Source organism: Actinomycetospora chibensis, from assembly GCF_028737215.1.
In the GTDB taxonomy this organism is placed as follows: domain Bacteria; phylum Actinomycetota; class Actinomycetes; order Mycobacteriales; family Pseudonocardiaceae; genus Actinomycetospora; species Actinomycetospora chibensis.
The window spans coordinates 75,367-99,161 of record NZ_JAQZAM010000007.1; the positions used below are offsets into that span (position 1 = coordinate 75,367).

Consider the following 23,795-nt stretch of genomic DNA (forward strand, 5'->3'; position numbering starts at 1 on the left):
GTCCCGCGTCCGTCACCGCCGGGCGCAACCCACTTCCCGCGCGTCGTTACGCTCGGTCCATGGCACGAGGCGTCACACGAATGTCGGGTCTGTTCCTGCACACGCTGCGCGAGGACCCGGCCGACGCCGAGGTGATCAGCCACAAGCTGCTCGTGCGCGCCGGGTACGTCCGTCGCGTCGCTCCGGGCATCTACTCGTGGTTGCCGTTGGGCATGAAGGTGCTGGCCCGGGTCGAGGCGATCATCCGCGAGGAGATGGACGCGATCGGCGGTCAGGAGGTGCACTTCCCGGCGCTGCTGCCGAAGGATCCCTACGAGGCCACCGGACGCTGGACCGAGTACGGCGACGCGCTCTTCCGCCTCAAGGACCGCAAGAAGGCCGACTACCTCCTCGGTCCCACGCACGAGGAGATGTTCACCCTCATGGTCAAGGGGGAGACGAGCTCCTACCGCGACTTCCCGGTGATCCTCTACCAGGTCCAGACCAAGTACCGCGACGAGGAGCGCCCGCGCGCCGGCATCCTGCGCGGGCGCGAGTTCACGATGAAGGACTCGTACTCGTTCGACCTCTCCGACGAGGCCCTGCAGGCGTCCTACGACGCGCACCGCGAGGCCTACCAGCGCATCTTCGCCCGGCTCGGGCTCGAGGTGCAGATCGTGTCGGCGATGTCGGGGGCCATGGGCGGCTCGGCGTCCGAGGAGTTCCTCGCGCCCTGTGCGTCGGGCGAGGACACCTACGTGCGCGCGCCCGCCACGGGCTACGCCGCCAACGTCGAGGCCGTGACCACCCCCGCGCCGCCGGAGCAGTCGACCGAGGACAAGCCCGAGGCGGTCGTGTACGACACCCCGGACACGCCGACCATCGAGACGCTGGTCGCGCACGTCAACGGCCTGGGGCTGGGGCGGACCTTCACCGCCGCCGACACCCTCAAGAACGTCATGGTCAAGACGCGCCTGCCCGGGTCGACGGAGTGGACGCTGCTCGGTGTCGGCGTCCCCGGCGACCGCGAGGTGGACATGAAGCGCCTCGAGGCGTCGGTGTCGCCGGCGGAGGTCGCGCTGCTCGAGGACGCGGACTTCGCCGCGAACCCCTTCCTCACCAAGGGCTACATCGGGCCGGTCGGGCTCGCGAAGAACGGCGTGCGCTACCTCGTCGACCCCCGGATCGTCACCGGCACCGCGTGGGTCACGGGTGCCGACGAGCCCGGGCGCCACGTCGTCGACCTCGTCGCGGGCCGCGACTTCACCCCCGACGGCACGATCGAGGCCGCCGAGGTGCGCGAGGGTGACCCCTCGCCCGACGGCGGCGGCCCGCTGGTCGCCGCGCGCGGCATCGAGATGGGCCACATCTTCCAGCTCGGCCGCAAGTACGCCGAGGCGCTCGGGCTGTCCGTGCAGGGCGCCGACGGCAAGCCGACCACGATCACCATGGGCTCCTACGGCGTCGGCGTGACCCGCGCGGTCGCGGCGATCACCGAGCAGCACGCCGACGACAAGGGCCTGGTGTGGCCCGCGGAGGTCGCGCCGTACGCCGTGCACCTCGTCATCGCCGGCAAGGACCCGGCCCAGGCCGAGGCGGCCGACCGGATCGCGACCGGGCTCGCCGACGCGGGCCTCGAGGTGTTGCTCGACGACCGCAAGGCCTCGCCGGGCGTGAAGTTCGCCGACGCCGAGCTGCTCGGCATGCCGACCACCCTGACCGTCGGGCGGGGCCTCGCGAACGGGGTCGTCGAGGTCACCGACCGGGCCTCGGGCGAGCGGCGTGAGGTCCCGGTCGACGACGTCGTCGCGGAGCTCGCCGGGCTCACCGGGCGGGCCTGACGCTCAGCAGCCGGGGGTCCCGGGCGGGACGAGAGGCCGGAAGAGCGCGATGCGCTCGGCCGGCGTCGGCCCCGCCGGGAGCGGCCCCAGGGTCCGCGGCCCGGCACCGTCGAGCACCGTGGCGACCGAGCCCGGACGGGTCCGCAGGAAGCGTTCCACCTCGAAGCGCAGCAGCCGGGTTCCCGTCGGGAGCACGGTGACCGCCCGGTCCTGGTAGCCGAACACCCGGACGGCCTCCGGCACGACGAGGCTGTTCCAGGCGCCGGGCTCGGTCCGCAGGCCGCTGAACACCGCAACGGACTCCCGCACGGCGCCGTGACCCACCCCGGGCACGCTACGGGCGCGCCTACCGAGCGGCTGTGCGTCGCTCCAGACTGACGGACACCGCGAGCACGCCGAGACCGATCAACGGCAGCACCGCGCCCACCGCGGCCGGGGCGTCGTAGCCCAGCCCGGCCGCGAGCACGACGCCGCCCAGGGCCGCGCCCACCGCGTTGGCCACGTTGAACGCCGAGTGGAAGCTCGCGGCCGCCAGGGACGGGCCCTCGGCGGCGAAGTCGATGAGCCGGCCCATGAGGGCCGGTCCGGCCGACATCCCGACGAAGCCCAGCGCGAAGAGCCCGATCGTCGCGGTGACCGCGTCGTGCGCGGCCACCGTGAAGGCCACCAGCACGGCCGCGTAGGCCACGAGGGCGATCGCGATCGTCGCCCGCGGGGCCTTCTCGGCGAAGCGGCCGCCGGCGATGTTGCCGATCGTCATGCCGACACCGAGGGCGCCGAGCAGCAGCGGGATGGTCGTCGGGGAGACCCCGGCCTGGTTGGTCAGGATCGGGCTGATGTAGCTGTACACCGCGAACAGGCCGCCGAAGCCGGCGGCGATGACGCCGAGGGTCAGCCAGACCTGGGGCCTGCGCAGCGCGGTGAGCTCGCCGCCCAGGCTCCCGCCGCGGTCGCCGGCCGGGCTCGGCACGAGGGTGACGACGGCGAGCACGGTGATCAGGGCGACGACCGTCACGGCGACGTAGGCGCTGCGCCAGCCGAACATCTCGCCCAGCCACGTCGCGGCGGGCACGCCGATGATGTTCGCGATCGTCAGCCCGAGCATCACGGTCGCGAGGGCACGGGCGCGCTTCGCCGGGGGCACGAGGGCCGACCCGAGGACGGCGGCGGCGCCGAAGTAGGCGCCGTGCGGCAGCCCGGAGAGGAAGCGCAGGCCCACGAAGGGCAGGAACGACGGCGCGATCGCCGACAGGGCGTTGAAGACGACGAGGGCGACCGCCAGCACCACCACCATCTGCTTGCGCGGCCAGCGGGCCCCGATGAGCGTGATGAGCGGGGCGCCGACGACCACACCGAGCGCGTAGGCGCTGATGGCGATGCCGGCGGTGGGCACCGAGACCCCGAGGTCGGACGCGAAGCCGGGCAGCACGCCCATGCTGGCGAACTCGGTGGTGCCGATCGCGAGCCCGCCCAGCGCGAGCGCGGCCAGGCTGACGCCGGCGGGGACGCGGGACAGCCGCGTGGGGCGCTCCTCCTGCGTCTCGGTCGTGGGCGTCTCGGTCGTGGGCGTCTCGGTCGCGGTGGGCGGGGTCACGCGGTCACCTCCCGGGGGACCAGGGGCAGGAGGTCGTGGAGGGTGTCGACGGCCAGGTCGGCGGGCTCGCCGCGCAGGCCGGCGACGGTCGCGCCGGCAGCACGGCCGGCCTGGACTCCGACGGCGGAGTCCTCGACGACGAGGCAGTCGGTGATGTCGACGCCGAGGAAGTCGGCGGCCCGCAGGTAGCCCTCGGGGTCCGGCTTGCCGTTGCTCACCATGTCGCGGGGGACGAGCACCGGGAACCGGAGTCCGGCGGCGCCGAGGCGCCCCCGGGCGAGCCGGGTGTCGGCGCTGGTCACGACCGCCCAGGGCGTGAACGTGGCCTCGAGGCGGTCGATCAGCTCGTGCGCGCCGGGGGCGGCGACGACATCGGCGAGGTCGACGTACTCGTGCTCGAGGTGGTCGCGGGTGGCCGCGGCGACCAGGGCCTCGTCGAGGTCGGGGCGGACCCGGCGGACCGTGCTCTCGGCGGGGTGACCGGTCATGACGGCGAGCACCGCAGCCGGGTCGGCACCCCAGCGGCGCGCCCAGGTGCGCCAGGAGCGCTCGACGGCGGCGTCCGAGTCGACCAGGGTGCCGTCCATGTCCAGCAGCACGGCCGCGAAGGTCTCGGCGGTCCCGCCTGCCCCGTCTGCCGGCCGGTCGAGCACCGCAGGCTGCAGCGTCACGGCGGTTCCTTCCTGCACGTTGAATATTCTCGCTCTCCGAGCATAATCGTCACCATGACGGCGTCAACGGAGACCGGACGTGAGCCGGGTCGCGCCCGCGTCGACCGGTGGCGCACCAAGGCGGAGGTGCTCGCCGAGGTCCGGCGCTCGCCAGGCCTGACCCGCGTCGAGCTCGCGCGCCGCCTGTCGCTGTCCAGCGCGTCGGTCACCGAGACCGTGGCGCGCCTGCGGGAGGCCGGCTGGATCACCGAGTGCCGCGCGCCCGTGCAGGGCCGCGGGCGGCCCACGACCTGCCTGGACGCCTGCCCCGACGGTCCGCGCGTGGTCGCCGTGGACGTGCGCCACGAGGACTGGCGGGTGGGTCTCGCGGGGCTCGACGGCGAGGTCACCGACGTCGTCGGCGCCCGCCACGGCCGCGACCCGTCGGCCGTGGCGGACACCGTGCGGGCCGCCGTCGCCGAGGTCGCCGCGGGACACCGCGTCGTGGCCGTCGGCCTCGCCGCCCCCGCGCCCGTGTCCGACGACGGCCTCGTGCGGGCCACCGAGCTGGCCTGGGACGCCGTCGACCTCGGCTCGGTCACCGCCGCGCTCGGCCCCGACCCGGTGCCGCTGCAGGTCGGTAACGACGCGACGTTCGCCGGGGTGGCCGAGGCCCGCACCGGCGCCGCCGCGGGGTCGGGCACCGCGCTCTACCTCACCGTCGAGGTCGGGCTCGGCGGGGCGCTGCTGCTCGACGGCCGCCCGCACCTGGGGGCGCACGGTGCGGCGGGGGAGTACGGCCACCTCCCCTTCGGCGACCCGGCGCGGCCCTGCCCGTGCGGGGCGACGGGGTGCTGGGGACCGGAGGTCGACGGTCGGGCGCTCGCCCGCCACCTGGGCGCGCCGGCACCCGCGGACCCCCGTTCCTACGCCGAGGCGGTGCTGATGCGGGCCGCGGGCGGCGAGGAGGACGCGGTGGCCGCCGTCGGGGCCGTGGCCGCCCACCTGGCCCGGGGCGTGGCCGGCCTGGTGCACGTCCACGATCCGGACGTCGTCGTGCTCGGCGGGCTGGCCCGCGGCCTCCGGGCGTCGTCGGCGTTCGACGAGGCCTACGAGCGCGCGCTCATGGCGTTCCGGCGCGCCGACCCGGTGCCCGTGCTGGACGCGGTGCACGGCGACGACGGGGCCCTGCGCGGCGCCGCGGCCCTGGCGCTCGACCACGCCACGAGTCCGGAGGGCCTGGCGGAGTTCTGCGAGGCGTGATCCCGGCGAGTGCGTGGCGATACGGACATCCGGTGTCTGCGACGCCACGCCGCTGACATCAGGGTCAACCCGCCAGCAGGCTCAGGCGCACCTTCCGGGTGGGGTTGTCGGTGTTGGTGTCGACCAGGCACACCGACTGCCACGTGCCCAGCGCCAGCGCGCCGCCGAGCACCGGCACGGACATCGAGGGCGCGACCAGGGCGGGCAGCACGTGGTCGCGACCGTGGCCGGGCGAGCCGTGGCGGTGCGACCAGCGGTCGTCGGCGGGCAGCAGCTCCCGGAGCTGGGTCAGGAGGTCGCCGTCGCTGCCCGCGCCGGTCTCGATGATCGCCACCCCGGCCGTCGCGTGGGGGACGAAGACGTGCAGCAGACCGTCCGGCGACCCGGCGCCCTCCACGAACCTGCGGCACTCCCCGGTGATGTCGCGGACGGTCTCCCGCTCGCCGGTCCGGACCTCGATCTCCTCGCTGTACACCCGGGCGAGGGTAGGGGCCTCCGGTCGCGCGTGCGGAGGGTCCAGAATGCCGGCCGTGCACCCCGATTCCGGACAAGGACGAGTGGCCGTCGCGGTCGTGACCGGCGCGGGCCGCGGGATCGGGGCGGGGATCGCCGCGGCGCTCTCGGCGCGCGGTCACCACCTCGTCGTCACCGACGTGGACGCGGCCGCGGCGCAGGCGACCGCCGAGGCCCTCGACGGCCCCGCGACGGCGATGCCCCTCGACGTCCGCGACGCCTCGGCCCACCGCGCCGTGGCCCTCGCCGCGGCGGGGCTGGGCGACGTCACGGTCTGGGTGAACAACGCCGGCGTGCTCTCGACCGCCCCGGCCTGGGAGGCGACCGACGACGAGGTCACCTCGACCTTCGAGGTCAACACCCTCGGCACCGTGCACGGCTCGCGGGCGGCGGTCGACGTCATGCGCCGCGGCGACATCCTCAACATCGTCTCGCTCTCGGGGCTCGGGCCCACGCCCGGCTTCGCCACCTACGGCGCGAGCAAGGCCGCGGCGCTGAGCTACACGCAGGCCCTCGACATCGAGCTGGCCGCGGCGCGCCGACCGGTCCGGGTGCGGGCGCTGTGCCCCGACGTCGTCGACACCTCGCTGGTCAGCAGGGTCGCGCACCGGCCGAGCTCGGCGCTGCTGTTCACCGGCACCCGCCTGCTGTCGGTCGACGAGGTCGTGGATGCGGCGATGGGGATGCTCGGGGGCCGGCGGGCGTTGCGTACCGTTCCCGCCTGGCGCGCTGCCCTGCAGCGTTCCTCGGCGGCGCTGCCGGGGATGGCGCGCGTCGCTGTCCCGTTCGTGGCTCGGCTGGGAGAGCGGCGCCGTCTGTCGCGTTGACGGCCGTTCGTCTCAGTGAGCGACGCGCCGACCTAGGGGTCGTGATCGGAACGTGACCCTCTCGGCTACGTTGAGCGCGGTCCATGTCCCCCGAACGTGGAGGATCGGATGCTGGTGCTGGCCCCCGATCCGCGCCTCGGAATCGCTCCGGAGCGGGTCTCGCGCGTGCGCGCCCTGCTCGAGGAGGGCTCACCGGGCGCGCGGGTGCCCGGTCTCGTCGTGGCGCTGCCCGGCGGGGCCGACGGCGTCCTCGACGCCGTGGTGCTGCGTCCCGACGGCGTGCTGGGCCTCGCCCCGCTGAGCGCGGGCGAGCGCGAGAACGCCCGCGAGGCCGTCGCCGCCGGCGGCGGGCGCGGGCCGCGCGGCGCCGACCCCACCGGCTCGGCGCCGTCGATCGACGCCGGCTCCGGGCCGTCGGCCCGTCAGGCCGCCGACGAGCTCGACCGCCTCCTGGGTCTGCCCGACCCCCCGTGCACCGCGCCGCGCCGTGTCCTCGGCACGCTCGGCGAGGACGACGTGGACGCCGGGGCCGGCGCCGCCCGCGCGGCGCTCAAGGCGCCGGTCGGCTCGTTCCGGGTGATCGACGTCGAGGACCTGCGCCGGCTGCTCCTCGCGTTCCGGCTGGGCGACCACGTCCCCGACACCGCGCGCCTCGCCGAGGTGGGCTTCCTCGCCCCCGAGACGCCGGCCCTGCAGGCGGGCGCCTCGCCCGAGACCACGCCCGTCCCCGTCCCCGCCGACGCGTCCTCGCCGGTCCCCGCGGCCCGGACGCCGCTGCCGGCCACCGGGCGGCTCGCGTCGTCGCCCGCGACGTCCGTCGCCCCTTCCGAGTCGTCGGTTTCCGGCTCGTCCGGCCCGCGCCCGGGCGGCGCGATCGGCGGACTGCTCGCCGGACCGCGCCGCGCCGGCCGCGCGGCGCGCGGGCGCTACGGCGGCGCGCTGCCCGACTGGGTCTGGGGCTGGCGCGGCCTCATCCTCGCCGCCGTCGCCGCCTTCCTGGTCGCGCTCGGGCTCGCGTTCCTCGTGGGCCGCGCGGCGACCGGGGGCGGCGAGCCCGACCCCGCGGCCACGCGCACCGTGGACGGCATCACCTTCACCCGCCAGGTCGCGACCACCGACACGTCCTGCGAGGGCCACGCCTACGGCCAGGCCGCGGCGTTCCTGCGCGAGCGCGGGTGCCTGCACCTCGACCGCTCCCTGTGGTCGGGGAACGCCGAGGGCCGCGAGGTCGTCGTGGCGGTGGCGACCGTCCAGATGCCCGACACGACGACGGCGGGCGCGTTCCGCTCACTGGTCGACAGCAACGGGACGGGCAACATCAGCGACCTCCTGCGCGAGCAGCGCGGCTACCCCGGCGCCCCTGAGCAGCTCACCGGCCAGGGCTACGCGTCGGCCCAGCTGGGCGACCGCGTGGCGGTGGCGGAGGCCGACGGCATCGACCCCGACTTCACCGACGGCGACGCCCTCGACCGCATCTCCCGCGCGGGGCTCGCCCTGCGCTGAGCAGATCCAGCGGGGTGGGCTCAGGTCTCCGAGCCGTCCCCGGGGAACGGGGCGACGAGCGGGGTACGCCCGGCCAGGCCGCGCCAGGTGACCGACACCGTCGCGGCCGCCGTCACCGCCTCGAGCGCGAGCCGGCGCAGCTCGCCGCCGGTCGCGGCCTCCGTGCGCTCGGCGACGGCCCGCCAGGCCGCCGCGACGTCGTCCTCGGCCACGGCCGCGAGCCCGGCCGCCGACGCGGCGTCGGTGACCGGCGAGGGCGGGCGGTAGGCCGCGGCCGCGGGCGGCGCGGCGATCCCGTCGCGGGCGAGCAGGGCGACCACCGCGTCGCGGCGTTCCCGATGGGCCAGCGACGCGGCGGCCAGGCCCGTCGCCGCCGAGGCGGGCAGGAACGCCGACACCAGCCCGTACACCCAGATCGCGGCGTGCTCGGTGCCCAGCGCGGTGAGCAGCATCGCCCGGAGGTCGCCGTCGTCGAGAGGGGGCGTCATCCGAGCCGTCACCCCAGCACCGTCACGTAGCCCGCGCAGCTCGCCGCGACGGAGGTCAGCAGGCCGCAGCGGGACGGCTCCGCGGCCAGGGCGAGGGCCCCGGCGCCGTCGCGGGCGGTCCCCAGCGAGCGCCGCAGCGCGGTCACCGCGGCGGCCGCGCTCTCGGCCGGGCGGGCCGGCGCGGGGGTGGCGCCGGCGGCGGCGTCGACGGTCGCCGTCCGGTCGGGGCGCGCGCGGCGGATCTCGGCGGCGAGGGCGTCGGCGTGGGCCCGGCGGGCCCGGGACAGCGGGGTGAGGCGGCTGGCGAGCTCGGGGTGGGCGGCGGCGGCCGCGGCGGCCGAGACGGCGTCGTCGCGCGCCGCGGCGAGCGGCTCCTCGAGGGGGTCGGGGCCCTCCGGCCGAGCGCACCCGGCGGCGAGCGAGCCGGCTGCGACGAGTCCGGCGAGCGCACCCGCACCCCGGAGCACCGCACGGCGGGGTGTCCCGGCACGGGCTCGGGCGACGGTGACGACGGGGACGACCACGACGGGCCAGTCTGCCAGCCGCCCCGCGTCGCGCGTCCCGCCGCGCCGCCGCGGCCGGGGGCGGCCCGGAGGGGGAGCGCTAGGCTGGACCACTGCGCGCCCGCTCCCCGGGCGCCGTCCCGTTCCCGCCCGCCCACGCCGCGCACGAGTGCCACCGGCGCCCGCGGCGGGCCCCGCCCGTGAGGAGCCCCGTTGTCCCCTGGGACGTCCCCTGCGCAGGCCGCCGAGCGCCTGCGCCCGGCCGTCGTCGACGTGGTCGAGGCCGCCGGCTTCGTGCTCGACGACCTGGAGGTGCGCCCGGCCGGGCGGCGCCAGGTCGTGCGCGTCGTGGTGGACACCGCCGAGGTGCCCGGTCCGCACGACCCGCCGGCGCCCGGGCCGGACCTCGACGCCGTCGCCGGGGTCAGCCGTGAGCTGTCCCGGGTCCTGGACGAGTCGGAGAGCAGCGGCACGATCGAGGCCCCGGAGGGCGAGTACACGCTCGAGGTGACGACACCGGGCACCGACCGACCGCTGGTCCGCCCGCACCACTGGCGGCGGGCGTGGCTGCGCCGGGTGGCGGTGACGCGCACCGACGGCGGCACGCTCACCGCGCGCGTGGGTCCGGTCGACGGGACCGACGGCGAGGACCCGGGCGACGTGGCCACGGGGACGGTGACCCTGGCGGAGGGCACGCCGCGCGGGCCGGTCCTGCACCGGCTCCCGCTGGCCGAGGTCCGCCAGGCCGTCGTGGAGGTCGAGTTCAAGCCGGCGCCCTCGTCCGAGGTGGACGCCCTGGTGGCGGCCGCTCTGGAGCAGGGTTCGGGAAAGGGTGCGGAGACGCACGGACAGGGAGGACGGCCGTGAAGGTCGACATCGCCGCGCTGCGCGCCATCGAGCGGGACAAGGAGATCCCGTTCGAGACCGTGCTCTCCGCGATCGAGACCGCCCTGCTGACCGCCTACAAGCAGAACGGCGGCGAGCACCCGAAGGCCCGGGTCGAGGTGGACCGCAAGAGCGGCGAGGTGAGCGTGCTCGTCCCGGAGACCGGCGAGGACGGCGAGACGCTCGCGGAGTACGACGACACCCCCGAGGGTTTCGGCCGGATCGCCGCGGCGACCGCGCGCCAGGTGGTCGTCCAGCGACTGCGCGACGCGGAGCACGAGCGGACGTTCGGCGAGTTCTCCGCCAAGGAGGGCGAGGTCGTCGCCGGCGTCGTCCAGCGTGACGCGCGGGCCAACGCCCGCGGCGTCGTCGTCGTCGAGATCGGATCCATCGAAGGCGTGCTGCCGGCTGCCGAGCAGGTGCCCGGCGAGCGCTACGAGCACGGTGCGCGCCTGCGGTGCTACGTCGTCGGCGTCGTCCGCGGGGCGCGGGGCGTGCAGGTGACCCTCTCGCGCACCCACCCGAACCTCGTGCGCCGGCTCTTCGCCTTCGAGGTGCCCGAGATCGCCGCCGGCCACGTGGAGATCGTCTCGGTGGCCCGCGAGGCCGGGCACCGCTCCAAGATCGCCGTGCGGTCGACCGTGCCGGGTCTCGGCGCGAAGGGCGCGTGCATCGGCCCGATGGGCGCGCGGGTGCGCGGCGTGATGAGCGAGCTCAACGGCGAGAAGATCGACATCATCGACTGGGCGGAGGACCCGGCCGAGTACGTCGGCAACGCCCTCTCCCCGTCGAAGGTCGTGTCGGTGACGGTGGTCGACCTGAAGGCGCGCACCGCGCGGGTCGTCGTCCCGGACTTCCAGCTCTCCCTCGCCATCGGCAAGGAGGGACAGAACGCCCGGTTGGCCGCGCGACTCACCGGATGGCGGATCGACATCCGGTCCGACGCGGAGCCGCCGCCGGAGCCGACGGCCCCGGAGGAGTCGGTCGAGGAGGCGCCCGGATCGGTGGACACCCCCGACGCTGCTCCGACCGGTGATCCGCGGGACGCCCTCGGTGTCCCCGGTGGCGGGGTCGAGTCCTCCTCGAGTGGCGCGGTAGAGTGACCGGTGGCCCGAACCCGCGAGCCCAGCCGTGGGGTGCCGCCGGATCGTGATCGTCGGGGTGATGATCTCGGCCCGGTGCGTACCTGTCTCGGATGTCGTCAGCGGGTCTCGGCGTCGGAACTCCTACGAGTGGTGGCCGCGGACGGGATCGTCGATCCCGACCCGCGGCGTCGGAAGCCCGGTCGAGGTGCGTGGGTGCACCCCGAGACGAGCTGCCTGCACCGCGCGGAGCGCCGGTCGGCGTTCCCCAGGGCGCTGCGCGTCCCGGGGCCGCTCGACACCGGAGCACTGCACGCACTGCTCGACCAGGACCCCGGCGCCACTCCCACCGGGTTGCAGGACCACCGCGACGACCGTCGCGTGCGGATGAGGAAGCAGGTCGACCCCCATGAGCCAGCCGTGAAGCCCTTCCGATGAAGGCACAGGCGTAGACACGAGGTCGCGGGCCCCCGCTGACCTCGAGGATGAGGAGATCAGTGGCAGGCAAGGCCCGGGTGCACGAGCTCGCGAAGGAGCTCGGCGTCACCAGCAAGCAGGTACTCACACAGCTCGAGTCTCTCGGCGAGTTCGTCAAGTCGGCGTCCTCGACGGTCGAGGCCCCGGTCGCGCGCAAGCTGCGCGACTCCATGTCCGGTGGTGGCAACGGCGGCGGTAGCCGTCGGCCCCGACCGGGCGCCGCCCCCGGCCCCCGCCCCGGTGGCGGACCGCGTCCCGGCCCGTCCGGCGGCGACTCCTCGGGGTCGACCGGCGGCGCACCGCGCCCCGGTGCGGGTTCCGGTGCCACGCCCGGCCCGCGCCCCGGCGCCGGATCCTCGGGCGGCAACGGTGGCGGCCCGCGCCCCGGGCCTCCCGCGCCGCGCCCCGGCGCGACCCCCGGCCCCCGGCCCGAGGCCGCTCCGGCGGCCGCGGAGACGCCGGCGCCCTCCGCTCCCGCGGCTCCGGCCGCGGCGGCGAGCACGGGCACGACCGGCACGGCCGGCCCGTCGGAGCAGAGCGCGCCCCGTCCCACGGGCGGCGACCGGCCGCGTCCGGGCGGCATCCCGCGTCCCGGTGCGGACCGTCAGGGTGGCGGCGGCGATCAGCGTCAGGGCGGCCGTCCCGGCCCGCAGCCTCAGCGCCCGGCCGCCGCGGCGGCCGAGGGCCAGGCCGGCGGCGATGCGTCGACCGTGCCGCCCCGTCCGGCGGCGCCGAAGCCCGGCCCGAAGTCGCCGCGCGTCGGCAACAACCCCTTCGGCGTGGGCTCCGGTGCCCCGCCGCGCCCCCAGCGTCAGCAGCAGCCCGGCCAGGCCCCGGGGCAGGCACCCGGCCAGGCGCCGGGTCAGGGTCAGGGTCCGCGTCCGCCGCGTGACGGCGACGCCCCCGCGCCGCGCCCCCCGCGTGACGGCGAGCGTCCGGCCGCGGCCGACCGTCCGCCCCGTCCCGGTGGCGGCAGTGCGACGCCCGGCAACATGCCCCCGCGCCCGAATCCCGGCATGATGCCGGCCCGTCCGGCCGGTCCTCCCGGCCGTGGCGGCCCCGGCGGCGCCCGTCCGGGTGGTCCCGGCGGCGGCCGCGGTGGCCCGCCCGGTCGCGGCGGTCCCGGTGGTGGCGGCGGTGGCTTCCGTCCCGGTGGCGGTGGCGGAGGTGCCCCGGCCGGTGGCGGTTTCCGTCCCGGTGGCGGCGGTGGCCGTCCGGGTGGTCCCGGCGGCCGTGGTCGTGGCGGCGGTGCCGCGGGTGCCTTCGGGCGCGCCGGTGGCCCGGTCCGTCGTGGACGCAAGTCGAAGCGCCAGAAGCGTCAGGAATTCGACAACATGCAGGCCCCCTCGGTCGGCGGCGTTCGCCTGCCGAAGGGCAAGGGCGAGACGGTCCGGCTCCCGCGTGGTGCCTCGCTGACCGACTTCGCGGAGAAGATCGACGCGAACCCGGCGTCGCTCGTGCAGGTGCTGTTCCACCTCGGTGAGATGGTCACGGCCACCCAGTCGGTGTCCGACGACGTCCTCGAGCTGCTCGGCGGCGAGATGAACTACGACGTCCAGGTCGTCTCCCCCGAGGAGGAGGACCGCGAGCTGCTCGAGTCGTTCTCGCTGACCTACGGGTCGGACGACGGCGGCGACGAGGACCTCGAGGCCCGCCCGCCGGTCGTCACGGTCATGGGTCACGTCGACCACGGCAAGACGCGCCTCCTCGACACCATCCGCAAGACGAAGGTGGCCGAGGGCGAGGCGGGTGGCATCACCCAGCACATCGGCGCGTACCAGGTCGACACCGAGCTCGAGGGCGTCGAGCGGAAGATCACCTTCATCGACACCCCGGGTCACGAGGCGTTCACCGCCATGCGTGCCCGGGGCGCGAAGTCCACGGACATCGCGGTGATCGTGGTCGCGGCCGACGACGGCGTCATGCCCCAGACGATCGAGGCGATCAACCACGCGCAGGCGGCCGACGTGCCGATCGTGGTGGCGGTCAACAAGATCGACAAGGAGGGTGCCAACCCGGCCAAGATCCGGCAGCAGCTCACCGAGTACAACCTCGTCGCCGAGGAGTTCGGTGGCGACACGATGTTCGTCGACATCTCCGCGCGGCAGAACATCAACATCGACGGCCTCCTCGAGGCCGTGCTGCTCACCGCGGACGCCTCGCTGGACCTCCGGGCCAACCCGGACATGGAGGCCCAGGGTGTCGCGATCGAGGCGCACCTCGACCGCGGCCGCGGCCCGGTGGCCACGGTGCTGGTCCAGCGCGGCACGCTGCACGTCGGCGACTCGGTCGTCGCCGGCGACGCCTCGGGCCGCGTGCGGCGGATGCTCGACGAGTTCGGCGCGGACGTGAAGGAGGCGCTGCCCTCCCGCCCGGTGCAGGTCATCGGCTTCACGTCGGTGCCGGGCGCGGGCGACACGTTCCTCGTCGTCGACGAGGACCGCGTGGCGCGCCAGATCGCCGACCGTCGTCGTGCCCGCGAGCGCAACGCGCAGCTGGCGAGCCGTCGCAAGCGCGTCAGCCTCGAGGACCTCGATGCGGCGCTGAAGGAGACCAACGAGCTCAACCTGATCATCAAGGGTGACAACTCGGGAACCGTCGAGGCTCTCGAGGACGCGCTCATGAAGATCGACGTGGGCGAGGAGGTCCAGCTGCGGGTGCTGCACCGCGGCGTCGGTGCGATCACCGAGGGCGACATCAACCTCGCGATCGCCTCCGACGTCATCGTCCTGGGCTTCAACGTCCGGGCCGAGGGCAAGGCCACGGAGCTGGCGACCCGCGAGGGCGTCGACATCCGCTACTACTCGGTCATCTACCAGGCCATCGACGAGATCGAGCAGGCCCTCAAGGGCATGCTCAAGCCGATCTACGAGGAGGTCGAGCTCGGCACCGCGGAGATCCGCGACGTCTTCCGCTCCTCGAAGGTGGGCACGATCGCCGGTTGCCTCGTGACCGACGGGATCATCCGCCGCAACGCCAAGGCCCGCCTGGTGCGCGACGGTGCCGTGATCGCCGAGAACCTCACCATCAGCTCGCTGAAGAGGTTCAAGGACGACGCGACCGAGGTCCGCGACGGCTACGAGTGTGGTCTCACGCTCGGGTCGTTCAACGACATCAAGGTCGACGACAAGATCATGACCTACGAGATGCGGGAGAAGCCCCGCGAGTAGGTGCGCTGAGCGCTCGTGAGTGGTTGTCCGTGCCCCGGCACGGACAACCACTCACAAGGCCGGAGGCCAAAGGTGTACGTGGGTGCGCTCGAGCTCGACCTGCTCCTCGGGGAGGTCGGCTCGATCAAGCAGAAGCGCTCGGTGGTCCGGCCCGTGGTGGCGGAGCTCAAGCGGCGGTATGCCGTCTCGGTCGCCGAGGCCGGCCATCTCGACCTGCACCGCCGTGCCCTCATCGGGGTCGCGGCGGTGGCTGCCGACCCCGGGCACGTCACCGACGTGCTCGACCACTGCGAGCGCCTGGTGGCCGCCCACCCCGAGTTCCAGGTGCTCTCCGCGCGGACCCGCTGGCTGGGCCCGCACGACGACTGACCCACCCACGGGGGCTCCGCCCCGGTGACCCCCCGACGACACCCCTGGAGGACGCCATGGCCGACGCGCCACGGGCCCGCAGGCTCGCCAAGCGGATCTCCCAGATCGTCGCCTCCACGCTGGAGCACGAGGTCAAGGACCCGCGCCTGGCGATGGTGACGATCACCGACACCCGCATCACCCCGGACCTCCGCGACGCCACGGTGTACTACACCGTCTACGGCGGTGAGCAGGAGCGCACCGGGTCGGCCGCCGCCCTGGCCAGCGCCAAGGGCGTCGTGCGCAGCGCCGTCGGGCGCCAGACCGGCGTGCGGTTCACGCCGACCCTGGAGTTCGTCCCCGACGTGATCCCCGAGGGCGCCGCCCGCCTCGACGAGGTGCTCGAGGGCGTCCGCCAGGCCGACGCCGAGGTCGCGACGCTCGCCGTCGGCGCCTCCTACGCCGGCGAGGCCGACCCGTACCGCAAGCCCCGCGAGGACGGCGACGACGAGGACGACCTCGACGACGTCCCGGTCGGCGACGAGGAGCCGTCCCGCCCGACGGGCTGACCGGGCACGCGACGGGCAGGGACGCGAAGGGGTATCCACCGGCCATGGTGGCGGTCGACGACGCGCGCGAGGGCGGCGCGAGCCGGCCCGTTCGTCTCGAGGAGGCGGTGGGCGTGCTCACCGCCGCCCGCCAGGTGGTGCTGCTCGCCCACGTCAACCCGGACGCCGACGCGCTCGGCAGCGCGCTGGCCCTCGGGCTCGCGCTGCACCGGCGCGGGACCGAGGTCCAGGTGTCGTTCGGCGCGCCCGAACGGCCCGCCGAGTCGTTGCGCGACCTCGACGTGGACGGGCTCGTGGTCACCGCCGACGAGGTCGTGGCGGCCCCCGAGCTGCTCGTCGTCCTCGACACCGGCAGCGTCGACCGTCTCGGCCCGCTCGCCGATCGCGCCGCCACCGCGGGCTCGACCCTGGTGATCGACCACCACGTGTCCAACTCGGGCTTCGGCACCCACTACTACGTCGACCCGCGGGCCGAGGCGACCGCCGTCATGGTGCTGCACCTGCTCGACGCCATGGAGGCGCCCGTCGACCTGCCGACCGCCCGCTGCCTCTACGCGGGCCTGGTCACCGATACCCGCAACTTCCGGGCCGCCTCGCCGGACACCCACGCGATGGCCGCCCGCCTGCTCGTCGCGGGCGTCGACGCCGAGGCCGTGACACGTCCCCTGCTCGACACCCACCCGTTCTCCTGGCTCGCGATGCTCTCGGCGGTCCTGGCCACCGCCCGCCTCGAGGCCGGTGAGGCGCGCGGGCTCGGTCTCGTGCACGCCCTGGTCGAGCGCGAGCACGTCGACCTCGGCCGGCAGGAGGAGGTCGAGAGCGTCATCGACGTCCTGCGCACCACCGCCGAGGCCGAGGTCGCCGTCGTGCTCAAGCAGGTCGGCGAGCGGCGGTGGACGGCCAACATGCGCTCCAAGGGCGGCATCGACGTCGCCGCCGCGGCCTCCGCGCTGGGGGGCGGCGGGCACCGCGTGGCCTCCGGCTTCACCCTCGACGGGGACGCCCCCGCGATCCTCGACCGCGTCCGGCGCGCGCTCGCCGACGCCCCCCTGCTGGGATGACCACAGCTCCTCCCGACACCGACCCGGGGGCGCGGCGGGTCCTCGCACTGGCGTCGTCGGCGCTGGTGGTCCTGGTCGCCGAGCCCCTCTACCTGCTCGTCGACACCGCCGTCGTCGGCCACCTGGGCGCGGTCCCGCTGGCGGGACTCGCCGTGGGCGGGGTCGTGCTGGCGCAGGTGGCGAGCCTGGGCACGTTCCTCGCCTACGGCACCACCGCCCGGGCCGCGCGCCACCACGGCGCCGGGAACCGGGCCGCCGCCGTCGCCGAGGGGGTGGCGGCGACCTGGATCGCGGTGCTCGTCGGGCTGCTGGTGGTGGCGGTCGTCTGGCTCGCGGCCCCCTGGGTGGCCGACCTGCTCGGCGGCGGGGGAGCGGTGAGCGACGCGGCCACCGGCTGGCTGCGGATCGCGGTGTGGGGCGCGCCGGGCATCCTCGTCGCGCTCGCCGGCCACGGGTGGATGCGCGGGGTGCAGTACACGCGCCGCCCCATCGTCGTGGTGCTCGCCGGCAACGGGCTCTCGGCGGTGCTGTGCCCGCTGCTGGTGTACGGGATCGGCCCCTTCCCGGCTCTGGGGCTCGAGGGCTCGGCGTGGGCGAACGTCGGGGCGCAGGCGACGGTGGGCCTGTTGTTCGTCGGCGCGCTGGTCCTCGAACGCGTCGCGCTGCGCCCGCACGTCGCCGACATGCGGGCGCAGTTCGGGCTCGGCCGCGACCTTCTGCTGCGCAGCGCGGCGTTCCAGGCCTGCTTCCTGTCGGCGACGGCCGTGGCGGCGCGTTTCGGGGCACCGTCGGTGGCGGCCCACCAGATCGTGCTGCAGCTCTGGACGTTCATGGTCACCGTGCTCGACGCGCTGGCCATCGCGGCGCAGTCGCTGGTGGGGGCGGCGCTGGGGGCGGCGTCGGTGGGGGTCGCGCGGCGCGTGAGCGGGCGGGTCACCCGTTACGGCCTCGTGCTGGGCGTCGTCGCCGGTCTGGTGTTCGCGGCGACGGCGGGGGTGCTGCCGGGCGTGTTCACCCCCGACCCGGCGGTGCGGGACGTCGTGCCGCAGGCCTGGTGGTTCTTCGTCGCGCTGCAGCCGATCGCCGCGTACGTCTTCGCGCTCGACGGGGTGCTGCTCGGGGCCGGCGACGCGGCCTTCCTGCGCCGGATCACCGTCGGCTCCGCGCTCGGCGCGTTCCTGCCGACGATCTGGCTCTCGCTGGTGCTCGGCTGGGGGCTCGCCGGCATCTGGGCCGGCCTGTCGCTGTTCATCGTCGCCCGTGCCGTGGCCGTCGGGCTGCGGGTCCGCGGCGAGGCCTGGGCGGTGACGGGGACGTGACACCCGGTTCATCGGTGCTGGGGCTCATCGCTGCTCGGGCCGGGGACGCACCGCCGCGCCCAGGACGAGGAGGGCCGTCGCGGCGAGGAACGCGCCCGCGAGGCTGAGGTGGTCGGCCAGCAGGCCGAGCAGCGGGGCGCCGAGGGCCTGACCCAGGGCGAGGAGCAGGAAGCCGGCGCCCACCCCGAGCACCGGGCGGTCCGGGAACACGCGCGTGCCCCACAGCAGCAGCATGCCGCTCAGGGCGATGTAGACCCCGCCGAAGACCGCTGCGCCGGCAAAGACCGCCACGGTCGTCGAGGCGGCCAGGCCGAGCGCGAGGGTGGCCGCCGCGACCAGCAGCATCGCCGCGCTCCAGGCCCGCGCGAGCCCGAGGCGGGCGACGGCGTCGCCGGCGAGAGCGCCGAGCAGGCCGGCGGCTCCGAGCACGATCCAGGAGCCGGTGGAGACGAGCTCGCTCGCGCCGGCGCTGCTGACGACGTCGCGGCCGAAGGTCCACACCGCCGAGCTGCCGGCACCGAGGACCACGGCGGCCGCGAGCAGCCGGGCGGTGCCGAGGCGCCGTCGCCACGCCCGCGGACGTGCGGGCAAGGTCCCACCGCCGACGGGCCGTGAGGCGATCGCCCGCGGCACCGTGACCGCGACCGCGACGGTGACACCGAGGGCGGCGAGGCCGAACGCCGCCCACGCCCATCGCCAGGTGTCGGCCAGCAGCAGCGCGACCGGCCCCGAGACGAGGACCCCGAGGCCGGTGCCGGCGTTGACCACCGTCTGCACCCGGTCCGCACGCCCGGCCGGGACCCGGTGGGCGATGGCCTGGGCCAGCGGCGGCGACGCCAGACCGGTGCTCGACCCGGCGACCACGACGCCGATCGTGAGCACGGTGGTGTTCGCGGCGAGCGCGATGAGCCCGGTGCCGGTGGCGGCGCACAGACCCGCGGCGACCGCCACTGCCCGCGCGCCCCACCGCGCGGCTGCGGCGGTCGAGGCGACGATCGCGACGCAGTAGCCCACGTAGCTGCTCGAGGCGATGGCGCCGACGGTCGCGGCGTCGAGCGCGAACTCCGTCCGGAACACCGGCACGAACAGTCCGTAGGCGAACCGCGCCAGGCCGTAGCACACCGCGATCAACAGCAGGCCGCTCAGCGCCAGCGGCACCGTCCCGGCCCGCTCGCCCGCGTGTGCCGATGCCGGCCTCGTCGTCGCTTCCACGCACGTCATGTCCGCACCCCTTTAGTAACCCGACCGGTATAGCTACCGTGTGCCCGGCGGAGTGGAATGTCAACCCACCGGTCGGTATAGTCGGGGTGGTGAGGAACGAGAAGGCGCTGACCCCGGCGGGCACCCGGGTACTGGACGTGGCGAGCGAGCTCTTCTATCGCGACGGCATCAACACCGTCGGCGTCGCCCTGATCGCCGACACCGCGGGCGTCACCAAGAAGACCCTCTACGACTGCTTCGGCTCCAAGGCGAACCTGATCGTCAGCTACCTGCGGCGCCGCCACGACCGGTGGTGGTCACACCTCGAGCAGCGCCTCGCGCAGGCGTCCGAGCCGGGACCGCTGGTCCTCTTCGACGCCTACCTCGACCACCCGGACCTCGACGTCAGCCGCGGCTGCGCGTTCCTCAACGCCGCCGCCGAGCTGCCTGCCGACCATCCCGGGATGACCGTGGTGCGGGAGCACAAGGACGCCGTCCTCGCGCGCCTCGCCGAGCTCGTGGCCGACGCCGTCCCGGACGCCGACCCGATCGTCACCGAGGAGCTGTTCCTCGTCCTCGAGGGCGCCACCGCGCACCTCCGTCTCGGCGGTCGTGACCGCACCGTCGCCGCGCGGGCCGTCACGGTCGCCCGGCTCGAGGCCGCGGCTTCGTGATCGACGGCACCGTCGAGGGCCGGCCGAGTCAGGTCGTGGAAGCGATCAGGTTCTCGAGCTCCGGACACCACTCGGCGGGCGCGGCACCCGATCGCCGCAGGTCACGGCCGCAGCAGCTGCCTCACCCGTGCCGTCTCGCGGGTGAGGTGGTCGCGCTCGGGCACGCTCGTGGCGGTCCGGGAGGCCTCGGCGTAGAGCTCGGCGGCGCGCGCGAGATCGCCGGCCCGCTCGTGGAGGTGCGCGGCCACGGCGGCACGGCGGGGCAGGCCGGGATCGACGTCGGCCAGCGCCGCGAGGCCGGCCCGGGCGCCGTCGGCCTCGCCGACCGCCACCGCACGGTTGAGCCGCACCACGGGGCTGTCGGTGAGCGCCAGCAGCTCGTCGTACCACTCCACGATCTGCACCCAGTCCGTCTCCGCGGTGCTCGGGGCGTCCGCGTGCAGCGCCGCGATCGCCGCCTGGGCCTGGTAGTCACCGAGGCGGTCGCGGGCCAGCGCCGCCTGCAGGATCGCCACCCCCTCGGCGATCATGCCGGTGTCCCAGCGCGACCGGTCCTGCTCGGCGAGGGGGATCAGGCGTCCGCCAGGTCCGGTGCGCGTGGCGCGGCGCGCGTGGTGCAGCAGCATGAGCGCGAGCAGCCCCGCGACCTCGGGGTCGTCGGTGAGCGCGGCGAGCTGGCGGGCGATCCGGATCGCCTCACCCGCCAGGTCGGTGTGCTCGGTGCCGTCGGCGCCGTAGCCCTCGTTGAACACGAGGTAGAGCACCCGGAGCACGGTGCCGAGGTCGCCGGGCCGGTCGAGCGCCAGACCCTCGATCCGCTTCTTCGCCCGGCTGATCCGCTGCGCCATCGTCGCCTCGGGGACCAGGTAGGCGGTCGCGATCTGCCGCGTCGTCAGGCCCCCGACCGCGCGCAGCGTCAGCGCGACGGCCGACGCCGGCGGCAGCGTCGGGTGCGCGCACAGGAAGTACAGGCGCAGCGTGTCGTCGGCGCCGGCCACCGGGCCCGCGGGCGGCTCGAGGTCGACCGCGAGCTCCCGTCCCTGGCGCGACGAGTCCGACCGGACCGCGTCGAGGAACTTGCGCCACGACGCGGCGACGAGCCACGCCTTCGGGTCGCGCGGCGGGTCGTCGGGCCAGGTCTCGAGCGCCCGGATCAGGGCCTCCTGGACGGCGTCCTCGGCCGACGCGAAGTCTGCTCCGCGCCGGACGAGGACGCCGATCACCGCGGGGACGAGCTCCCGGAGCCCGTCGGTGATCACAGCCCGTCCGCGATCATTCGGTGTTCCCCGGCACGCCGGTGAGGAACGGCCGGACCTCGAGCCACTCGTGGATCGGCTCGCCTCCGGCCCCGGGCGCGGCGGACAGCTCGCCGGCGAGCTCGAGCGCGCGGTCCCAGGACTCCACGTCGATGATCATCCAGCCGGCGATGAGGTCCTTGGTCTCCGCGAACGGGCCGTCGGTGACCGGCGGGCGCCCCTCGCCGTCGTGGCGGACGAAGGCGCCCTCGGCCGAGAGGGCCTGGCTGTCGACGAACTCGCCGGTCTCCACCAGGCGCTTCGCGAAGTCGCTCATGTACGTCATGTGGGCGTCGACCTCCTCCGGCGTCCACTGGTCCATGGGCGGGGAGTCCACGGCCGGGGCCGGACCGCCGCGGTAGTGCTTCAGCATCAGGTACTTCACGGTCGCTCTCCTTCGTCGTGGCGACCCTCCTCGGCCGCTCGTACCCCTGGGACGGAGCCACCGCCCGGTTCTCGACACAGGATCGCCGAACGATCCCGGGAGATTCTCGGGAGACTTCACCGGCGCCTTCACCGGAGCACTGTCAGGGGTCGGTGATGGCATGTCCCCATGAGGTGGGACGCGCAGGTGAGCGGGTGGCTGGACGACGTGCTCGCGGCGATCCGCGACACCGGGCTGGCGGAGCTCGTCGAGACCACCGTGGCCGACGTGTGGGAGCGCAACGTCGACCGGTTCGACCCCGTCGTCGCGGGCGACACCGCCACCTCGCTCGGGATCACGGCGTCGGAGAACATCCGCACGCTGCTGCTGCGGGTCGACCACGAGCGGTGGGCCGCGCGCGGGGTGGTGGCCACCTCGGTGCAGCAGGCCCTCGTCCTGCGGATCGGCGTGCGCCGGGTGCTGCTGATGAAGGTCGCCGACCGCCGGCTGCACCCCGAGGAGGACGACGAGCACGACTGGTCGGGCATCCGGTGGGACGTCGCCAGCGACGTCCGCAGGCTCGCCGCGGAGGACAACGCGCGGCGGTACGAGCCGTGCGTCGAGCACCAGACGGCCAGACGTGGTGGCCCGGCCTCGTCCCGGGCGCCGTGGACGACCCCGAGGGCCTGCGCCACCTCGTGCTGGTCTGGGCAGGGGACCCCGTCGGCGGGACGACGGCGGGCTGGCTCGGTGTGCCCTACGCGGGTCCGCCCGGCTCGCCGCCGTGGCTCGCGATCACGCCGGTCTGGCACCACGGGCCCGGCGACGTCCCGCGCCCGCGCGAGCCGATCGTCGTGGTCCCGCGGTCGGGGGCCGGCCGTGCCTGACGACGGATCGTGGGGTTCAGCTCGCCGCGAGCGGGGTGCGCAGGTCGGCGGCGGGGAAGGGCGGCAGCTCGTCGGCACGCAGGGACGCCCGGCCCGCGCCGCGCCAGGCGCGGGCGACGAGGTCGGCGTCCTCCTCGGTGACGAGGTTGCCCATGACCCGCAGGGCCACGGTCATCAGCATCCGCGAGCGCATGCCCACCGGGCCTGCGAGCGGGAGCAGGCGGGGCACGGTCAGCAGCCCGGCGAGGCGGCGGGCGATGGAGAACGCCGAGCCGTACTGGCGGCGCAGCGTCGCCGGCCAGGCGAGGGAGAGGTCCCCGCCGTCACCCTCGTCGCCGAGCAGGCCCGCGATGGTCCGCCCGCTCTCCAGGCCGTAGTCGATGCCCTCCCCGTTGAGCGGGTTCACCAGGCCGGCGGCGTCGCCCACCAGCGCCCAATTGGGGCCGGCGACGCCGGACACGGCGCCACCCATCGGCAGCAGGGCCGACGCGACGTCGCGCACCTCGCCCTCGAGCTGCCAGTCCTCGCGGCGCTGGGCGGCGTAGTGCGCGATCAGCGAGCGCAGCCGCACGTTGGCGGGGCGGGCCTCGGTGGCGAGGGTCCCGACGCCGATGTTCACGTGCCCGTCGTGCAGCGGGAACACCCAGCCGTAGCCGGAGAGCACCTCGTCGTCGGTGCCGCGCAGCTCCAGGTGCGACGAGATCCACTCGTCGTCGTGACGGCCCGAGCGGACGTAGGCGCGGGCGGCGACCCCGTAGGCCGTGTCGCGGTGCCACACCCGCCCGAGCACCCGCCCGAGGGTCGACCGCGCGCCGTCGGCCACCACGAGGCGGCGGCACGCGATGGTCCGCGGGCCCTCGGCGGTGTCGAACACCACGCCGGACACCCGGTCGCCGTCGCGCTCGACGTCCACCGCGCGGGCGCCCTCCACCGGCTGCGCGCCCCGCTCCAGGGCCACGGACCGGATGCGGGCGTCGAGCTCGGTGCGCGCCACCGCGCCGCCGTGCGCCGGCAGCGAGCCGCCCGGCCACGGCAGGGTCAGCAGCTGCCCGAACCCGGCGGCGCGCAGGCCGCGGTTCTGGCCCCGCCCGCGCACCCAGTCGCCCAGGCCCAGGTGCTCCAGCTCGGCGATGGCCCGCGGGGTCAGGCCGTCGCCGCACGCCTTGTCGCGCGGGAAGACCGCGGCGTCGGCGAGGACGACGTCGTGGCCGGCGTCGGCCGCCCAGGCCGCGGCGGCCGAGCCGGCGGGACCGGCGCCCACGACGAGGACGTCGGTACGCGTCGGGGTGCTCACGGCTCCAGG

Annotated in this window: 24 protein-coding genes; 14 read left to right on the plus strand and 10 right to left on the minus strand. The window is 75.6% G+C overall.

The window, feature by feature from the left end:
• The first annotated feature begins 59 nt into the window (after nt 1-59).
• Nucleotides 60-1,820, plus strand: coding sequence for a proline--tRNA ligase (locus PH189_RS12480; RefSeq protein ID WP_274189115.1), 1,761 nt, complete (start codon nt 60-62; stop codon nt 1,818-1,820).
• A 3-nt stretch (nt 1,821-1,823) separates the two neighbouring features.
• Here the strand turns inward: PH189_RS12480 and PH189_RS12485 are convergent, their stop codons facing one another.
• Genes PH189_RS12485 through PH189_RS12495 form a run of 3 tightly spaced genes read right to left on the minus strand, consistent with a single transcriptional unit; the run spans nt 1,824 to nt 4,085 of the window.
• A complete protein-coding gene (locus tag PH189_RS12485) occupies nt 1,824-2,144 on the minus strand; it encodes a hypothetical protein (RefSeq protein WP_274189116.1) in 321 nt (106 codons plus the stop codon).
• Between the two features lie 22 nt (nt 2,145-2,166).
• Entirely contained in the window at nt 2,167-3,414 is a 1,248-nt protein-coding gene (locus PH189_RS12490; protein ID WP_274189117.1) for an MFS transporter, read from the minus strand.
• Complete coding sequence (locus PH189_RS12495) at nt 3,411-4,085, minus strand: HAD-IA family hydrolase (protein ID WP_274189118.1); 675 nt, start codon at nt 4,083-4,085, stop codon at nt 3,411-3,413. The genes PH189_RS12490 and PH189_RS12495 overlap by 4 nt, the downstream gene beginning before the upstream one ends.
• A 54-nt stretch (nt 4,086-4,139) precedes the next feature.
• Between PH189_RS12495 and PH189_RS12500 the strand changes: the two genes are divergently transcribed.
• Nucleotides 4,140-5,327, plus strand: a complete 1,188-nt coding sequence (locus tag PH189_RS12500; RefSeq protein WP_274189119.1) for an ROK family transcriptional regulator — start codon at nt 4,140-4,142, stop codon at nt 5,325-5,327.
• 64 nt (nt 5,328-5,391) lie between these two features.
• Here PH189_RS12500 and PH189_RS12505 read toward each other — a convergent pair whose 3' ends face one another.
• Nucleotides 5,392-5,802, minus strand: coding sequence for a secondary thiamine-phosphate synthase enzyme YjbQ (locus PH189_RS12505; protein WP_274189120.1), 411 nt, complete (start codon nt 5,800-5,802; stop codon nt 5,392-5,394).
• An 82-nt stretch (nt 5,803-5,884) separates the two neighbouring features.
• On the opposite strand from PH189_RS12505, the gene PH189_RS12510 reads away from it, so the two are divergent.
• A complete protein-coding gene (locus PH189_RS12510) occupies nt 5,885-6,667 on the plus strand; it encodes an SDR family NAD(P)-dependent oxidoreductase (protein WP_274189121.1) in 783 nt (260 codons plus the stop codon).
• A gap of 108 nt (nt 6,668-6,775) precedes the next feature.
• Nucleotides 6,776-8,170, plus strand: coding sequence for a hypothetical protein (locus tag PH189_RS12515; protein ID WP_274189122.1), 1,395 nt, complete (start codon nt 6,776-6,778; stop codon nt 8,168-8,170).
• A gap of 20 nt (nt 8,171-8,190) precedes the next feature.
• Here PH189_RS12515 and PH189_RS12520 read toward each other — a convergent pair whose 3' ends face one another.
• Together PH189_RS12520 and PH189_RS12525 are read right to left on the minus strand one after the other, a co-directional pair.
• Complete coding sequence (locus PH189_RS12520; RefSeq protein ID WP_274189123.1) at nt 8,191-8,658, minus strand: DUF4439 domain-containing protein; 468 nt, start codon at nt 8,656-8,658, stop codon at nt 8,191-8,193.
• A gap of 8 nt (nt 8,659-8,666) precedes the next feature.
• On the minus strand, nt 8,667-9,182 hold the full coding sequence (locus PH189_RS12525) for a hypothetical protein (RefSeq protein WP_274189124.1): 516 nt from the start codon (nt 9,180-9,182) through the stop codon (nt 8,667-8,669).
• A gap of 192 nt (nt 9,183-9,374) precedes the next feature.
• On the opposite strand from PH189_RS12525, the gene rimP reads away from it, so the two are divergent.
• From rimP to PH189_RS12565, 8 genes are all read left to right on the plus strand, one after another.
• Nucleotides 9,375-10,028: a ribosome maturation factor RimP gene (gene rimP / locus PH189_RS12530; RefSeq protein ID WP_274189125.1), complete on the plus strand. Its 654-nt coding sequence runs from the start codon at nt 9,375-9,377 to the stop codon at nt 10,026-10,028.
• Nucleotides 10,025-11,149, plus strand: coding sequence for a transcription termination factor NusA (gene nusA / locus PH189_RS12535; protein ID WP_274189126.1), 1,125 nt, complete (start codon nt 10,025-10,027; stop codon nt 11,147-11,149). The genes rimP and nusA overlap by 4 nt, the downstream gene beginning before the upstream one ends.
• Nucleotides 11,150-11,281: 132 nt before the next feature.
• Nucleotides 11,282-11,566 (plus strand): YlxR family protein, encoded by a 285-nt coding sequence (locus tag PH189_RS12540; RefSeq protein ID WP_420791494.1) that lies wholly within the window; start codon nt 11,282-11,284, stop codon nt 11,564-11,566.
• 59 nt (nt 11,567-11,625) lie between these two features.
• Nucleotides 11,626-14,775, plus strand: coding sequence for a translation initiation factor IF-2 (gene infB / locus PH189_RS12545; protein WP_274189127.1), 3,150 nt, complete (start codon nt 11,626-11,628; stop codon nt 14,773-14,775).
• 72 nt (nt 14,776-14,847) lie between these two features.
• The gene (locus PH189_RS12550) at nt 14,848-15,144 is read left to right on the plus strand and encodes a DUF503 domain-containing protein (protein ID WP_274189128.1); all 297 of its coding nucleotides are present in this window, start codon (nt 14,848-14,850) and stop codon (nt 15,142-15,144) included.
• A gap of 56 nt (nt 15,145-15,200) precedes the next feature.
• Nucleotides 15,201-15,692, plus strand: a complete 492-nt coding sequence (rbfA, locus tag PH189_RS12555) for a 30S ribosome-binding factor RbfA (RefSeq protein WP_274189129.1) — start codon at nt 15,201-15,203, stop codon at nt 15,690-15,692.
• A 44-nt stretch (nt 15,693-15,736) separates the two neighbouring features.
• Complete coding sequence (locus tag PH189_RS12560) at nt 15,737-16,753, plus strand: DHH family phosphoesterase (protein WP_274189130.1); 1,017 nt, start codon at nt 15,737-15,739, stop codon at nt 16,751-16,753.
• On the plus strand, nt 16,750-18,072 hold the full coding sequence (locus tag PH189_RS12565) for an MATE family efflux transporter (RefSeq protein WP_274189131.1): 1,323 nt from the start codon (nt 16,750-16,752) through the stop codon (nt 18,070-18,072). The genes PH189_RS12560 and PH189_RS12565 overlap by 4 nt, the downstream gene beginning before the upstream one ends.
• A 24-nt stretch (nt 18,073-18,096) precedes the next feature.
• Here PH189_RS12565 and PH189_RS12570 read toward each other — a convergent pair whose 3' ends face one another.
• The gene (locus tag PH189_RS12570; protein ID WP_274189132.1) at nt 18,097-19,293 is read right to left on the minus strand and encodes an MFS transporter; all 1,197 of its coding nucleotides are present in this window, start codon (nt 19,291-19,293) and stop codon (nt 18,097-18,099) included.
• 89 nt (nt 19,294-19,382) lie between these two features.
• Here PH189_RS12570 and PH189_RS12575 point away from each other — a divergent pair, with 89 nt between their 5' ends.
• Entirely contained in the window at nt 19,383-19,946 is a 564-nt protein-coding gene (locus tag PH189_RS12575) for a TetR/AcrR family transcriptional regulator (RefSeq protein WP_378015047.1), read from the plus strand.
• 101 nt (nt 19,947-20,047) lie between these two features.
• Here PH189_RS12575 and PH189_RS12580 read toward each other — a convergent pair whose 3' ends face one another.
• On the minus strand, nt 20,048-21,205 hold the full coding sequence (locus PH189_RS12580) for an RNA polymerase sigma factor (RefSeq protein ID WP_274189134.1): 1,158 nt from the start codon (nt 21,203-21,205) through the stop codon (nt 20,048-20,050).
• 13 nt (nt 21,206-21,218) lie between these two features.
• Nucleotides 21,219-21,614, minus strand: a complete 396-nt coding sequence (locus tag PH189_RS12585; protein ID WP_274189320.1) for a YciI family protein — start codon at nt 21,612-21,614, stop codon at nt 21,219-21,221.
• Nucleotides 21,615-22,219: 605 nt separating this feature from the next.
• On the opposite strand from PH189_RS12585, the gene PH189_RS12590 reads away from it, so the two are divergent.
• A complete protein-coding gene (locus tag PH189_RS12590; protein ID WP_274189135.1) occupies nt 22,220-22,492 on the plus strand; it encodes a hypothetical protein in 273 nt (90 codons plus the stop codon).
• 16 nt (nt 22,493-22,508) lie between these two features.
• Here PH189_RS12590 and PH189_RS12595 read toward each other — a convergent pair whose 3' ends face one another.
• Complete coding sequence (locus tag PH189_RS12595) at nt 22,509-23,786, minus strand: geranylgeranyl reductase family protein (RefSeq protein WP_274189136.1); 1,278 nt, start codon at nt 23,784-23,786, stop codon at nt 22,509-22,511.
• Nucleotides 23,787-23,795 lie beyond the last annotated feature (9 nt).

Bases quoted from the DNA above. Each gene is read 5' to 3' on its own strand.
- PH189_RS12480 (WP_274189115.1), top strand. From the start codon at position 60: ATGGCACGAGGCGTCACACGAATGTCGGGTCTGTTCCTGCACACGCTG.
- PH189_RS12500 (WP_274189119.1), top strand. From the start codon at position 4,140: ATGACGGCGTCAACGGAGACCGGACGTGAGCCGGGTCGCGCCCGCGTC.
- PH189_RS12515 (WP_274189122.1), top strand. From the start codon at position 6,776: ATGCTGGTGCTGGCCCCCGATCCGCGCCTCGGAATCGCTCCGGAGCGG.
- PH189_RS12520 (WP_274189123.1), bottom strand. From the start codon at position 8,658: ATGACGCCCCCTCTCGACGACGGCGACCTCCGGGCGATGCTGCTCACC.
- rbfA (WP_274189129.1), top strand. From the start codon at position 15,201: ATGGCCGACGCGCCACGGGCCCGCAGGCTCGCCAAGCGGATCTCCCAG.
- PH189_RS12560 (WP_274189130.1), top strand. From the start codon at position 15,737: ATGGTGGCGGTCGACGACGCGCGCGAGGGCGGCGCGAGCCGGCCCGTT.
- PH189_RS12565 (WP_274189131.1), top strand. From the start codon at position 16,750: ATGACCACAGCTCCTCCCGACACCGACCCGGGGGCGCGGCGGGTCCTC.
- PH189_RS12570 (WP_274189132.1), bottom strand. From the start codon at position 19,293: ATGACGTGCGTGGAAGCGACGACGAGGCCGGCATCGGCACACGCGGGC.
- PH189_RS12585 (WP_274189320.1), bottom strand. From the start codon at position 21,614: ATGCTGAAGCACTACCGCGGCGGTCCGGCCCCGGCCGTGGACTCCCCG.